Here is a 12,880-nt window from a genome sequence, read left to right on the forward strand (position 1 = left end):
ACTACACGAAGTGATACCAGATATTACCGAGCATGAAAGTACCACCCATGAAGATACCGAACATGAAGGTAACGGATAAAAAATACCGGACAAAAAAAAGCCCGCTCAATGAACGGGCCGCTAACAATTAGCTACCAAGGTGGATTCTGTAAATACTGATACTGAGACGTTTCTACTTCTGGTGCGCGCCCTGCGCCTCAGGCATTCTCGACGAGATAGTCCGCGTTATGTTCACCCAGTTCAGGCAAGGTGGTATTGGCCTTGCCGGGTTCTTCCTGAAAGCGTATCGGCAGGCCGAGGTGTCGATTCCCATCCTCATCCGTGAACACCATGCCGCGTTCGCGCAAATGGGGTTCATCGATGGCTTCGTCCAGCTTACGGACTGGAGACCAGCAGACGTCGATGCTGTCCAACAGCGCTTGGCACTCGGCAAAGTCTTTCGCCGCAAAGGTCTCGCGCAGGAAGGCGATGGCCTCAGCCTGCTGTCCGGGCGGCCGCTTGCACACCTCGGTCAAGTCACTGCGCCCCAATAGCTCGAACAGGTTGTGGGCAAACTTGACCTCACTGCCGCCCAGGGTCAGAAACTGGTGATCGCGGGTACGGTAAATCTGGTACATCGCATTACCGCCCCAGGAGCGCTCATCCTTCACCACCGGTGAACGACCTTCCGCGAAAACGGGGCCCAGCGCATTCGGCAGCCACGCGATCAGGCTGTCCTGCATAGAGATGTCCAGGTAATCGCCCTGCCCTGTGGTTTCACGACGCAGCAAGGCCATCAGGATGCCGGACAAACCCATCAGGGAGGCAGCCATGTCGGCAACCGGCAGCGCCGGCATCGCCGGCGCACCATCGGCGCCTTCGTTCAGGAACACGGTACCCGAGTCTGCCTGAATGCTCAGGTCATGGGCGGGCTTCAGGCGCTTTGGCCCGGTCTGGCCATAGGCAGAAATGGAGCAATACACCAGACGCGGGTTGCGCGCCTTGAGCGTCGCATAGTCGAGTCCGAGGCGTTCCATGGCACCAGGCCGGAACCCTTCCACGAACACATCCGCTTCATCACACAAACGCAACAGGGCTTCTTTTTGCTCGGGGTCTTTCAGGTTCATCCGCAGGCTTTTCTTGCCGCGGTGGGTATTGCGGAACCATACAGAAAATCCATCTTTCTTCAGGCCGACCTCACGCACCGGTTCGCCACCGGGCGGCTCGACCTTCAGTACCTCGGCACCGTGGTCTGCCATCAGCATGGTCAGGTGTGGGCCTGGCAAGAACAAAGAGAGGTCTACAACCTTGATACCTTGTAACTTCATAGAGGATTCCTGTTTCGCCCCGTCAAACAACCTGGTCACTGTTGAAAGCGGAAATTTCCTCGGCGCTGTAGCCGAGTTCCTGCAGCAGGTCATCACTGTCTGCACCCAATTTCGAACAGCCCTTGCCATCCAGGCGTTGCCCGTCCAGCTTAATCGGGCTGGACATGACCCTGAACTTGTCGTTTTCCGCATGCGGCAAGTTCTGCACCATGCCGATCTGGTTCAACCAGGGATTACCCATGGCCTGTTCAAAGTTGTTGACCGGTGCCACCGGCATCTTGCCGGCAAAGACGTCCATCCAGTGGGCGGTGGATTCTTTTGAGAACGCCTCATCGAGGATTTCACAGAGCAGATCGCGATGCGCGAGCCGCTGCGCCGGTGATCCAAAGCGTTCACCTTCCAGCAGGTCTGCCCGTCCCACGCCTCTGGCGAGTATTTGCCAGAACTTTTCTGTCATGGCCATGGCGAAGATCCAGCCATCACCGGTGCGGTACATTTGGCACGGCGTCGCAGACGGATGTCCGGAACGCGCCACACGCTCGACCACATGCCCCCGGTTCAAATTCCAGGTCGCCGGATAGGTAAGCTGGGTCAGTGCAACATCAAACAAGCTGACATCCACATCGCGGCCGCGGCCGGAACGCAATGCGCCGTAAAGGCCCGCCAGCAAGGCCATCGACAGGGTGATACCCGTCATAAAGTCAACCATCGACAGGCCAAAGCGGGTCGGTGCGCTGTCGGGCTCTCCGGTCAATGCCATAAAGCCGGCTTCGGCCTGCATCAGGTAGTCATAACCGGGCCAATCTGCACGGTCATTGTCCCTGCCATAAGCGGAAAGATGACCGCAGACGATGGACGGTTTGATGCGCCCGAGCGTGTCGTAGTCCAGCCCCAGTTTGGCCGGCTGGTCGCCACGCAAGTTATTGATGACCGCATCGGCAGACTTCACCAGCCGCTCAAACACTTCCCTGCCCTGCGGACTTTTCAGGTCCAGGGTCAGGCTCTTTTTATTGCGGTTGAAGGTCTGGAAAAATTCGCTGTCGTGCTCGCCCAGAAAGAACGGGCCAGTCTGACGAGCGATATCGCCTCCGGTACGGGGGTTTTCAATCTTGATTACCTCCGCGCCCATATCTGCCAGCTGCATGGAACCGAACGGGCCGGCCCCATACTGCTCAACGGCAATAATGCGCACACCTTCCAACGGTAAATCTTGGTCGCTCATAGCGATATACCTCGTCCGGATGGGCTCAGCTGGCGGAACGTGCGTCGAGCTGTTTGGCGATAATGATGCGTTGCATTTCGTTGGTACCTTCACCCACACACATCAACATGGCATCGCGGTAATAGCGCTCGATTTCGTATTCGGTCGAGAAGCCGTAACCACCGAAGATCCGCATGGCTTCCTGCGCACAGAATACGCCGGTTTCACTGGCATAGTATTTGGCCATGCCGGCTTCCATATCGCAGCGCTCGCCGGTGTCATACATGCGGGCGGCCTGCTCCACCAATAGCTTGGATGCTTCCACACGTGCGGCCATCTCACCGAGTTTGAGCTGAATGGCCTGGTGACGAATAATCGGCTTGCCAAACGTCTCGCGCTCCTGGGCGTAACGTACCGCGTGATCCAGCGCGCCCTGCGCAATACCGGCACCACGGGCAGCCACATTGATCCGGCCCAGCTCCAGGCCGCCAACGGCATTCTGGAAACCGCGACCTTCCTCACCGCCGATCAGGTCATCGACAGACACCCGGAAATCTTCAAACACCACTTCACAGGTATCGATTGCGCGGTAGCAGGTCTTCTTGATTTTGTTGACCTGGACTCCGGGCAACAAATTTCCTTCGTCGTCCTTGGTGCGGATCGCAAACATGGACATGCCCTTGTGGCGAGGTTCCGCATCGGGATCGGTCTTGACCAGCAAGCCCAGGCAGTTGCCGTTCAGGGCATTGGTAATCCACATTTTGCTGCCGTTGATGACATACTCATCGCCTTCGCGACGGGCAACGCAACGGATGGACTGCAAATCTGTACCCGCATTCGGTTCGGTAAGCGCAATGCCACCACGCAGCTCACCCGCCGCCATCGCGGGCAGGAAGCGCTGCTTCTGCTCTTCGGTACCCGCGCGTTCAATGGCAGCCGCCATAATCAGGTGCGAGTTGAAAATACCACCGGGTGCCATCCACACAGCGGCAATTTTCTGCACGATGCGTGCGTAAACGCTGGCAGACAGACCCAGGCCATCGTAATCAACACCAATGGTTGCACCGAACAGGCCCAGCTCTTTCATGGTATCCACCAGCTCGTGGGGATACTCGTCAGCCAGGTCTTTGTCGCGGGCGATCGGCGCCACGTCGTTCTGTACAAAACGATCAATCGTATCGAGGATCGCGGCCTCGTCTTCTGCAGTCCAGCTCATCGCTGCCTCCGTAAGCTGTGCCGATGCGCAGGCACCGGGTCAATGTATTCTTTGGTCCGGAATTAGTAGCCGACCTTGTCTTCCATCTCGGCGCCACGCTTCCACACCAGCACCTTGCGCAGGAAGGAGCAGACTTCTACGCCGTCCTGGTTGATACCGCGTGTGCGTACGGTCACGATGCCCTGGTTCGGGCGCGACTTGGACTCGCGCTTGTCCAGCACTTCAGATTCGGCGTACAGGGTGTCGCCAACAAACAGCGGCGCACTCATACGAATCTCATCCCAGCCCAGGTTGGCAATCGCTTTCTGGCTGATATCGGTCACGCTCATGCCGACCATCAGGGCAACAGTGAACGGGCTGCACACCAGCGGCTTGCCAAACTCGGTGCCCTCAGCGTACTTCTTGTCGAAGTGCGCCGGGTGCGTGTTCATGGTCAGCAGGGTAAACCAGGTGTTATCGGTCTCCGTGATGGTACGACCAGGACGATGCTCGTAAATATCGCCTACGCCAAAGTCTTCAAGAAAACGACCAAAGGTTTCGCGGTAGCGGTTATCGCCGACCTGCTTTACTTCTCCTGCCATAACAATAATTCCGTCAGGTTGAACAAACTTGGGATTCAGAAACGTCTTGCGTAGTACGCCCGGCCAAAGCCAGGGTACGACGTGCACTGTCGACAATGGGCTGGTCGATCATGCGACCATCCACAGTCACTGCACCGCCATTGGCTGCGGCAAACGCTTCAATAATTTTTTCTGCGCGCAGAACTTCCTGCTCGCTTGGGGCAAAGCCCTGGTGAATACCATCCAGCTGACGCGGATGGATCGCTGCCTTGCACGAGTAGCCCAGCGCCCGTACGCGACGGGTTTCCTGCTGCAGCATCTCGGCGTCATTAATATCGAGGAAAGGCACATCGATGGCCGGCAGGCCATTGGCTGCGGCCACCAGCATCAACTGCGAGCGCGCAAACAACAGGGGTTCCCAGGCAAAGTCTGCACCGAGCTCAGCGGCAAAATCGCCACCCCCAAACATCAGTGCCGTGGGCCTGACTGTCCCGGTGCAAATGCCATTCAGGTCGAGCAGGCCCGCAGGACTTTCGACCAGAGCAATCCAGGGCACGGTACTGCCTATGGCAGCATCAGCTTGTGCGAGCTGCGCTGCAGACTCCGTCTTGGCGAGCATCAGATAAGCGGGCCGGTTCTGCGACTGTGCCAACACTGGTGCCAGCGCCGTACAGTCGGCCTGCCCGGCCGCGGTACCTGTGGGGCTCACGCGAATCACCAGCCGCTGCGCTTCTGCACGGCTGCAGTTGCCGATAAATACCGCAACCGCTGCCCGTGCCTCTTCCTTCAGAGACAGCGGCACAGCATCTTCCAGGTCAATACAGACCAGGTCGGCCGCAGTGGCCAGCGCCTTGGCAAAACGCTCCGGGCGGTGGCCCGGAACGAACAACAGGCTGCGTGCGCTCCAGCTCATCAGTGATATTCCTCACCACCGGAAACATTCATGGATTCGCCGGTGATATAGCTGGCTTCATCAGAGCACAGGAAGGCACAGGCCTTGGCGATATCTTCCTGCAGGCCGGGACGGCCCATCGGAATCCGTGCGCGCATGTCTTCCATATACTTGTCGTGGCCTTTGCCGGTCACATCAGAAAAGTGCGAGTTCTGCCAGGCACCCAGCCCGGTGGTGACATGATTCGGGCAGATGGTATTGACCGTGATGCCTTCCGGACCCAGCTCCATCGCGGCAGAGCGGGTCAGGCCCACCATGCCGTGCTTGGAAGCGGTATAGGCAGACGCATGCGGGAAGCCGGACTTGGACGCCTGGCTGCCAATATTGATGATGCGACCACCCTTGCCCTGCGCCAGCATTGCGCGCGCGGCATATTTGATGCCGATAAAGGCACCACGCAGGTTAACGCCCAACACCGCGTCCCACTGGTCCTCCGGCATTTCGACGATCGGCAACATCAGGTAGCCGATACCGGCGTTATTTACCCAGATATCGAGGCTGCCAAACTGCTTCTGCGCAAATTCCGCCGCTGCTTCCACTTCTTTCGGCTCGAGGACGTTGCAGGAAAAGGTGGCGACATCGCCTCCCTCCGCACGAATCTCCGCGGCAATCGCTTCCATTTCTTCGTTGGTACCGATCGCGTTCTCCGGCATGTTGTCGCCAACCGCCCGACCAATATCGGTCAGTACCACCTTGACGCCTTCCGCTGCCAGGCGACGCGCCATGGCCTCGCCCAACCCCTTGCGGCGGCCGGCGCCGGTAATGACTGCGACCTTGCCGTGCAACTCCGTATATTTACTTTGCTGTGCCATGGGCAACCCTCAGATGTTTTCCGTCAACATAAACTGCGGGTTATCGGCGAACTGCTGGAACTCTGCCGCCACACGCTGCATGGTCTCGGTGGACACATCCTCACCCAGCTTGGCCATATCATTCACGGCCAGCAGCTCGACATACTGGAACGGCGCCGGCGCATCGGAACCCAGCAGGCCAGTGGTACGCAGCACAGAGAACTGATCAACAGACGGCAGGCGCTGTACGTTGGGGAGGTCGGTGGTACGCGCCCACTCTTCATAGTCAGAAGCGTTAACACCGGATTTGAGATTGAACAGCACTACGATCATGGTCATGGCAGAAGCCTCACTGATCTGGTTATTGTTAGAGTCCCCAAGATCCTATTCTTGAGATATTGTTATGTCAATATATCTTTTGAGGGTAAGGCACGCCAAAGCTGTCTTCTGGGGACATGCATCACACCAGTACTGGAACCGCCGGTCGCTTTGGGTTACTAAAGAAGTATTGCGCGCCATGCCTACCCCAGGCAGGAGGCGCCACAGCGATTGCCGACAAAACGCTATTGATATAGCATTATAACAAATAAGAGTTTGCGCCCTGCTCTCCCCCCGACCCCGGAGGGAATGAACGAGTCCAGCGCGCTTTGCCGAAAAACGGAGGGCTTTACTGTGGAATCAACGAACAAAACCGCCAAGGAACTCTATCTGGAGGTCAAGGCCAACCCTGCACGCAAGCGCTTTGGCTTCGGCAACAAGGCTGTCCTGGTCAATATTGATCCGCAAAAGGCCTACACCCGCACCGATCTGTTCAAGACCGCGTACGAAACCGATCCCAACCAGATGCACTACATCAACGAACTGGCCAAGAGTTTCCGCGAGCTGGGCTGGCCGGTAGTGTGGACCCATGTGGCATACATGAATTCTGGCGAAGACGCCGGCATCTGGGGCACACGCACCGATACCCCGAACTCCCTGCAGAACATCAAGTTTGGCTCCGAGCGCAGCGAGTTCGATGACCGACTGGAAATCGACCGGGAAAAAGATGTGATTTACCTGAAGAAGATGCCCAGCGCCTTCTTCGAAACCCAACTGCAGTCCCTGCTGGTTTGGCACCAGGTCGATACCGTGATTGTCACCGGCGGCTCGACGTCGGGCTGTATTCGCGCAACCGCAGTCGAGAGCCTCTCCCGCGGCTACCGCACCATCGTTCCCGAAGAGTGCGTCGCCGACAAACATGAGAGCTATCACTTCGCCAACCTCACCGACCTGTCCCTGAAGTACGCTGACGTGCTCGACGTGGCGGAAGTGTTTGAATGGCTAAACGGGCAAAAAGGCTGACAGGTGCAACCGGGAAAGTGTTGAGGAAAAAGTGATGCAGGCAGATCCGGGTTTTTACGATTACTGGCCCTATCACCAGCGCCCGAAAATCCAGTGGCCCAATGGGGCCAAACTGGCTTTCTGGGTCGCGCCAAATATTGAGTTTTACGAGCTGAATCCGCCGGCTAATCCATTTCGCAAGGCCTGGCCCCAGCCCTCCCCGGCGGTGCCTGGCTACAGTATTCGCGATTACGGCAACCGGGTCGGGCACATGCGCCAGATGGCCCTGCTGGACAAGTACGGGGTGCGCGGTTCCATCTCACTGTCGACAGCACTGTGCGACCACCACCCGGAAATCATCGAGCTGTGCAAAGAACGCAACTGGGAGTTCTTCAGCCACGGTATTTACAATACCCGCTACACCTACGGTATGTCGGAAGACCAGGAACGCGCAATGATCCGCGATTCCATGGAAACCATTTACCGGCACACCGGACAGAAGTGTGCAGGCTATCTGGCCCCGGCATTGTCCCACTCTGAACTGACCATCGACCTGTTTGCGGAAGTGGGCTCCGAATTATTTGGCGATGACGGCGGTTTCTATACCTGCGACCTGTTCCACGATGACCAACCCACGCCGATCAACCTGCGCAGTAACAAGCGCTTTGTGTCGATTCCCTACTCGCTGGAGATGAACGACACCATCGCGTATGTGGTGAACAAAGTCGAACCGCGCCGTTACGGACAAATGCTCAAGGAAAATTTTGACCGCCTGTACGCGGAAGGTACCGAGAGCGGCACCGTGATGTGCATCCCCACCCATAACTACCAGGTAAGCTGCCCGCATCGCATGCGCGCCTTTGAAGAAGCGCTGGAATACATCACTGGCCATTCCGACGTATGGGTTACCACCGGACGGGAAATTGCCGAGTATTACCGCGCACATTACTACGATGCGGCCCGGGCCGATATCGCGGCAAAACAAGGGGAGACCAGCGCGTGAGTGATCTCAATAAACCTTCAAAGTCCCTGCCCCGCGAGCACCTGGAATATCCCGAGCGCAGTTACGGCATGGACCATAGCCGCTATGACTGGCAGATGCTGAGTGAACGCCCCCAGGTCCAGTGGCCCAATGGCGCCAAACTCGCACTCTGGGTCAATGTCAGCCTGCAGTTTTTCCCCCTGAACCAACAGGGCAAACCCTTCCCGCCGCCCGGTGGCATGACCATGCCCTACCCGGACCTGCGCCACTTCTCCCTGCGGGACTATGGCAACCGCGTGGGCATCTACCGGATTCTCAAGGCTCTGGATCGCTTTGGTGTTCGCCCGACCTTTGCGGTCAATGGCGAGCTCGTCGAGCGCGCACCCTACCTGATGGGGTTACTGCGTGAGCGCGGCGACGAACTGGTCGCCCACGGCTGGAATATGGATTCGCCCCACTTTGGGGGACAGGATGCCGCGGAGGAGTCTGCACTGATTTCCCGCACCCTGGAAACACTCGAAAAAGTCGCCGGCAAGCCCATCAAAGGCTGGCTGAGCCCCGGCAAAGTGCATAGCGAGAATACCCCGGACCTGCTGGCTGCCGCCGGCGTGGAATACCTGTGCGACTGGGTCAACGATGACATGCCTTACCCCTTCCATACCCAGGAAGGTAATTTATGGGCCATGCCGCTTTCCACAGAACTGGAAGACCAGTTTGTCCTGCGCAATAACCTGCACTCCGAAACGTCTTACGCCGAACAGGTGGAAGATGCCTGCGGATTCCTGCTGCAGGAGGCTCAGGTACAGGGCGGGCGAATTCTGGCATTGAATATCCATCCGTGGATGCTCGGCCAGCCCCACCGTATTGGCTATCTCGAGCGGATTCTGGAGTTTGTGACCCGCCAGCAAGGCGTTTTTTCCGCGCCCGCCGGCGAACTACTGCAGGGCTGCAAGACCGCGCATCGACAGGAAGCCGTCGAGATCGCCTGAGCCTGAGGGCTCAACCGACTCTTGCCGACACCCTCGCGCCAGGCACCGAACAGGGCCAGCAGTGGCAAATGTCCTAGAAAGATATATCATTAGGACCTTTGTCACCGCTCAACCCTGCTCGGCATTCCCTGGAGGCCAGGATACATGGAAGCTGTTACCCAGCTGTTCAGCCAACACCAACTGCAGTCCCTCACCGAGGACTCGCACACCCCGCTGTATTTCCAACTGTACAGCCTGCTGAAAGAATCGATCCTCAACGGCACTCTCGAAAACGGCACGCAGATGCCCACCGAGCTGCAGCTGGCAGAGGCGTTTTCGGTATCCCGGATTACCGCCAAGCGTGCGATGGACGAACTGGCTGCGGAGTCTCTGGTAGAGCGCCGCCGCGGCAAGGGCACCCATGTGATTTACCAGTACAAGCCACAGCCGGTGAAAGCGCCGCTGGTGGGCATGCTGCAGGAAATCGAGAGCATGGCTCGCCATTCGGATGTTGTGGTGCGCAGCTGCGAAAAGCTGCAGCCGCCGGCGGAAGTGCGTACCGAACTCGGTCTGGAGCCCGGTGAAAATGCCCTGCTACTGGTGCGTGTCCGCTCCCGCGATGGCGCGCCGTTCGGTCGCTACACCAGCTGGACCGCCGGGCTTTCCCGCGAAGTCACCGCACAGCAGTTTGCCGAGTCCACCCGCCTGGAGATTTTCCGCAAACAGGGGCTGGAAATTTCCCACGTCACCCAGATTCTGAGCGCCGAATCCGCCACCGCCGATGTGGCGCGGGAACTCGACACACAGGAAGGCGCACCCCTCCTGAGCCTGACACGGCGCTCCTACGCGCAAGTTGATGGGAAGGAAACCCTCGTGGATATCATGCACGTGCTGTATCACCCCGAGCGCTTCCAATACAAAATGGACCTGACCGGGGACGAACTGACGCGCTAAGCCCACCCAACTGGATCCCGGCCTGCGCCGGGATGACGGTTGCCGCTAATTACTGGCGAGAAATAATTCGAAGCCTACTTATCTTCTCGTCATACCGGCGCAGGCCGGTATCCAGCCTGTACAGTTCAGACTAGACAGCACCAGCCTGAGCTTTATGCCAACTCAACTTCTGCAGAACCCGCACGCACAAATCCCTTGGGCAGACCGGCATCCGGAGTAAATCCATACAGTGGAACGTCCGGCAGTGCACGGGCGAGCACTTCACGCGCTGCCAGCATCTTGTCGAAATCGATACCGGTGCGCAGGCCCATTGCCTCGAGCAGAAAGACCAAGTCTTCGGTCACGATATTGCCACTGGCACCCGGCGCAAACGGACAGCCACCGATGCCACCCATGGACGCATCCACGGTAGTCAAACCGGCTTCCACCGCCGCCAGCACATTCGCGAGCCCCTGGCCGCGGGTGTTATGCAGGTGAATACCTGTCAGTGCCTCTTTGCCAACCGCGGCGTGCACCTTGCCGATCAGGCGGCGCACCTGCACCGGATTGGCATACCCGGTAGTATCGGACAGGCCTACTTCATCACAACCGGCCGCCATTAATTCTTCTGCGAAGTGCACAACCGCCGCTTCGCTCACCGGGCCTTCCAGGGTACAGCCAAAACAGGTCGACAGACTGCCTTCCAGATGCGGACGCTGTTCCGCCGGCAGCTCGCGCAACATGGCGCTGGTGCGGCGAACCTCTTCCAATACCTGTGCATGGGTGCGGCGCAGATTCTTCAGGCTGTGGGTCTCGCTGACCGACAACGGAATGGTCAGCTTGTGCGCACCACTCTCCACCGCATCGCAGGCACCGCGGAAATTCGGAATCAGCGCTGCCACCTTGAGGCCGGCAATCTCGCGAGCGTAACGCACGATCTCACCGGTATCCGCCAGCTGCGGTAGGATTTTGGCCGGCACAAACGAACCGACTTCGATCTCGCGAAAGCCCGCCGCGGCCAGTGCAGCGATCCATTGTTTCTTGGCGTCCGTAGGCATGATTGGTGCAATGCTCTGCAGGCCATCGCGGGGGCCCACCTCGCTGATTTCTACATCGATGGTCTTGTCCAGATTTGCTACTTGCATCGCTTGCCTCACTTCCGCACCAGGTTCCGACCGGCGCAATATTTTCACGCCAATGTTGATATAATGTTATATTGTTATATCATATATTCAAGTTCGCGTAAGCCTCAATGTTTGGCCCCACGCATGACCCTTTGGACCACCCGCGTCACGCGGGCAACGGGAGCGATGTGAAGATGCACAGTAACAACAATAACGGCAGCGCCCTGCCCCTCGCCGGCATCAAGGTCATTGAATTCACCCATATGGTGATGGGCCCGGCCGCCGGTGGCATTCTCGCCGACCTGGGCGCAGAGGTCATTAAGGTGGAACCGTATAAAGGTGACAACACCCGTCGCCTGAAAGGCTCCGGTGCCGGCTACTTCGCGATGTACAACCGCAATAAACAGAGCCTGGCCCTCGACCTGAAATCCGACGAGGGACGCGAGCTGGCCCTGCGCCTGATCGACAGCGCCGATGTGCTGATCGAGAACTTCCGCCACGGCGCCATGGATCGCCTCGGCTTCGGTTACGAAGACATGAAGCAGCGCAACGCCGGCCTGGTGTATTGCTCGCTGAAAGGTTTCCTGAGCGGCCCCTATGCACACCGCACGGCCCTCGATGAAGTCACCCAGATGATGGGTGGCCTCGCGTACATGACCGGCCTGCCCGACCGCCCACTGCGTGCCGGCACGTCCGTCGTCGATATTACCGGCGGCATGTTCGGTGTCATTGGTATTCTCGCCGCGCTGCAGGAGCGCCAGAACACGGGCACCGGCCGCCATGTCACCAGCTCACTATTTGAAACCACCGCGTTCCTGGTCGGCCAGCATATGGCCCAACAGGCCACCACCGGCGAAGAACCGCCCCCCATGTCCGTGCGCCGCAGCGCCTGGTCGATCTACGATATTTTCCACAGCGCCGAAGGCGAACGTGTATTTGTCGGTGTGGTGAGTGACACTTTGTGGCGCGCTTTCTGCGAGGAATTTGGCCTGGACGACCTGGCAGCGGACGAAAGCCTGCAGACCAATGCCGGACGGGTCGAACAGCGGGAAACCCTGATCCCCAAAATCAATGCGCTTTTCGGCAGCCTGTCGAAAGAAGACATGATGGCGCGCCTGGATCGCGCGGGTATTCCATTTGCACCGATCAACAAGCCCGCCGACCTGTTTGACGACCCGCACCTGAACAGCGGCGATGGCCTGATAGAAGTCACGCTGTCCAATGGCGACAAAGCAAAACTGCCTGCCCTGCCCATCGAAATTGATGGCACCCGCCCCGGCCTGCGCCGCGACCTGCCCATCGCCGGCGAGCAAAGCGTCGAAGTCGCACGCCTTGCCGGACTGGACGAGCAGGCAATTGAAGATCTGGTGGAACGCGGCATTTTGTGCGCTGGCGCAGATACAAAAGAAGCCTCGCCGGCTTAACATCGGTTCAGGCGGGTAGCCCCGCCAGCGGCCATGGATGGCCGCGCCCTATTCAAGTGAGATTGATCAGAAATAAAAAAAGGGGCATCTGCCCCTTTTTCG

Annotated in this window: 13 protein-coding genes; 5 read left to right on the forward strand and 8 right to left on the reverse strand. The window is 58.4% G+C overall.

The window, feature by feature from the left end; genetic code table 11:
- Positions 1 to 197 precede the first annotated feature (197 nt).
- From ACXAD0_RS13505 to ACXAD0_RS13535, 7 genes are all read right to left on the reverse strand, one after another.
- On the reverse strand, positions 198 to 1,307 hold the full coding sequence (locus ACXAD0_RS13505) for a CaiB/BaiF CoA transferase family protein (RefSeq protein WP_475089007.1): 1,110 nt from the start codon (positions 1,305 to 1,307) through the stop codon (positions 198 to 200).
- Between the two features lie 22 nt (positions 1,308 to 1,329).
- Positions 1,330 to 2,529 carry a CaiB/BaiF CoA transferase family protein gene (locus ACXAD0_RS13510; RefSeq protein WP_475089009.1) on the reverse strand — a complete coding sequence of 400 codons (1,200 nt, stop codon included), beginning with the start codon at positions 2,527 to 2,529 and terminating at the stop codon, positions 1,330 to 1,332.
- 25 nt (positions 2,530 to 2,554) lie between these two features.
- Complete coding sequence (locus ACXAD0_RS13515) at positions 2,555 to 3,724, reverse strand: acyl-CoA dehydrogenase family protein (protein WP_475089010.1); 1,170 nt, start codon at positions 3,722 to 3,724, stop codon at positions 2,555 to 2,557.
- 62 nt (positions 3,725 to 3,786) lie between these two features.
- Positions 3,787 to 4,305 carry a MaoC family dehydratase gene (locus ACXAD0_RS13520; protein ID WP_475089012.1) on the reverse strand — a complete coding sequence of 173 codons (519 nt, stop codon included), beginning with the start codon at positions 4,303 to 4,305 and terminating at the stop codon, positions 3,787 to 3,789.
- A 13-nt stretch (positions 4,306 to 4,318) separates the two neighbouring features.
- Positions 4,319 to 5,197: an HpcH/HpaI aldolase/citrate lyase family protein gene (locus ACXAD0_RS13525; RefSeq protein WP_475089014.1), complete on the reverse strand. Its 879-nt coding sequence runs from the start codon at positions 5,195 to 5,197 to the stop codon at positions 4,319 to 4,321.
- Entirely contained in the window at positions 5,197 to 6,048 is an 852-nt protein-coding gene (locus ACXAD0_RS13530) for an SDR family NAD(P)-dependent oxidoreductase (protein WP_475089015.1), read from the reverse strand. Before ACXAD0_RS13530 ends, ACXAD0_RS13525 begins: the two co-directional genes overlap by 1 nt.
- A gap of 9 nt (positions 6,049 to 6,057) precedes the next feature.
- The gene (locus ACXAD0_RS13535; protein ID WP_475089017.1) at positions 6,058 to 6,366 is read right to left on the reverse strand and encodes an REDY-like protein HapK; all 309 of its coding nucleotides are present in this window, start codon (positions 6,364 to 6,366) and stop codon (positions 6,058 to 6,060) included.
- A 333-nt stretch (positions 6,367 to 6,699) separates the two neighbouring features.
- Between ACXAD0_RS13535 and ACXAD0_RS13540 the strand changes: the two genes are divergently transcribed.
- The 4 genes from ACXAD0_RS13540 (at position 6,700) to ACXAD0_RS13555 (ending at position 10,251) form a co-directional block, all read left to right on the forward strand.
- Complete coding sequence (locus tag ACXAD0_RS13540) at positions 6,700 to 7,368, forward strand: isochorismatase family protein (RefSeq protein ID WP_475089018.1); 669 nt, start codon at positions 6,700 to 6,702, stop codon at positions 7,366 to 7,368.
- A gap of 34 nt (positions 7,369 to 7,402) precedes the next feature.
- Positions 7,403 to 8,350, forward strand: a complete 948-nt coding sequence (locus ACXAD0_RS13545; protein WP_475089019.1) for a polysaccharide deacetylase family protein — start codon at positions 7,403 to 7,405, stop codon at positions 8,348 to 8,350.
- Positions 8,347 to 9,318, forward strand: a complete 972-nt coding sequence (locus ACXAD0_RS13550; RefSeq protein ID WP_475089021.1) for a polysaccharide deacetylase family protein — start codon at positions 8,347 to 8,349, stop codon at positions 9,316 to 9,318. The genes ACXAD0_RS13545 and ACXAD0_RS13550 overlap by 4 nt, the downstream gene beginning before the upstream one ends.
- Positions 9,319 to 9,462: 144 nt before the next feature.
- Positions 9,463 to 10,251: a GntR family transcriptional regulator gene (locus ACXAD0_RS13555; RefSeq protein ID WP_475089022.1), complete on the forward strand. Its 789-nt coding sequence runs from the start codon at positions 9,463 to 9,465 to the stop codon at positions 10,249 to 10,251.
- 152 nt (positions 10,252 to 10,403) lie between these two features.
- Here ACXAD0_RS13555 and ACXAD0_RS13560 read toward each other — a convergent pair whose 3' ends face one another.
- Positions 10,404 to 11,375: a hydroxymethylglutaryl-CoA lyase gene (locus ACXAD0_RS13560; RefSeq protein WP_475089023.1), complete on the reverse strand. Its 972-nt coding sequence runs from the start codon at positions 11,373 to 11,375 to the stop codon at positions 10,404 to 10,406.
- Between the two features lie 173 nt (positions 11,376 to 11,548).
- On the opposite strand from ACXAD0_RS13560, the gene ACXAD0_RS13565 reads away from it, so the two are divergent.
- The gene (locus ACXAD0_RS13565; protein ID WP_475089024.1) at positions 11,549 to 12,778 is read left to right on the forward strand and encodes a CaiB/BaiF CoA transferase family protein; all 1,230 of its coding nucleotides are present in this window, start codon (positions 11,549 to 11,551) and stop codon (positions 12,776 to 12,778) included.
- Positions 12,779 to 12,880 lie beyond the last annotated feature (102 nt).

The organism is Microbulbifer sp. ABF4_148, assembly GCF_056158985.1.

What these genes read in the sequence shown, in the direction of transcription:
- ACXAD0_RS13530 (WP_475089015.1), bottom strand. Translation starts at nt 6,048, where the DNA reads ATGGCACAGCAAAGTAAATATACGGAGTTGCACGGCAAGGTCGCAGTC.
- ACXAD0_RS13505 (WP_475089007.1), bottom strand. Translation starts at nt 1,307, where the DNA reads ATGAAGTTACAAGGTATCAAGGTTGTAGACCTCTCTTTGTTCTTGCCA.
- ACXAD0_RS13525 (WP_475089014.1), bottom strand. Translation starts at nt 5,197, where the DNA reads ATGAGCTGGAGCGCACGCAGCCTGTTGTTCGTTCCGGGCCACCGCCCG.
- ACXAD0_RS13560 (WP_475089023.1), bottom strand. Translation starts at nt 11,375, where the DNA reads ATGCAAGTAGCAAATCTGGACAAGACCATCGATGTAGAAATCAGCGAG.
- ACXAD0_RS13565 (WP_475089024.1), top strand. Translation starts at nt 11,549, where the DNA reads ATGCACAGTAACAACAATAACGGCAGCGCCCTGCCCCTCGCCGGCATC.
- ACXAD0_RS13555 (WP_475089022.1), top strand. Translation starts at nt 9,463, where the DNA reads ATGGAAGCTGTTACCCAGCTGTTCAGCCAACACCAACTGCAGTCCCTC.
- ACXAD0_RS13545 (WP_475089019.1), top strand. Translation starts at nt 7,403, where the DNA reads ATGCAGGCAGATCCGGGTTTTTACGATTACTGGCCCTATCACCAGCGC.
- ACXAD0_RS13510 (WP_475089009.1), bottom strand. Translation starts at nt 2,529, where the DNA reads ATGAGCGACCAAGATTTACCGTTGGAAGGTGTGCGCATTATTGCCGTT.
- ACXAD0_RS13520 (WP_475089012.1), bottom strand. Translation starts at nt 4,305, where the DNA reads ATGGCAGGAGAAGTAAAGCAGGTCGGCGATAACCGCTACCGCGAAACC.
- ACXAD0_RS13515 (WP_475089010.1), bottom strand. Translation starts at nt 3,724, where the DNA reads ATGAGCTGGACTGCAGAAGACGAGGCCGCGATCCTCGATACGATTGAT.
- ACXAD0_RS13535 (WP_475089017.1), bottom strand. Translation starts at nt 6,366, where the DNA reads ATGACCATGATCGTAGTGCTGTTCAATCTCAAATCCGGTGTTAACGCT.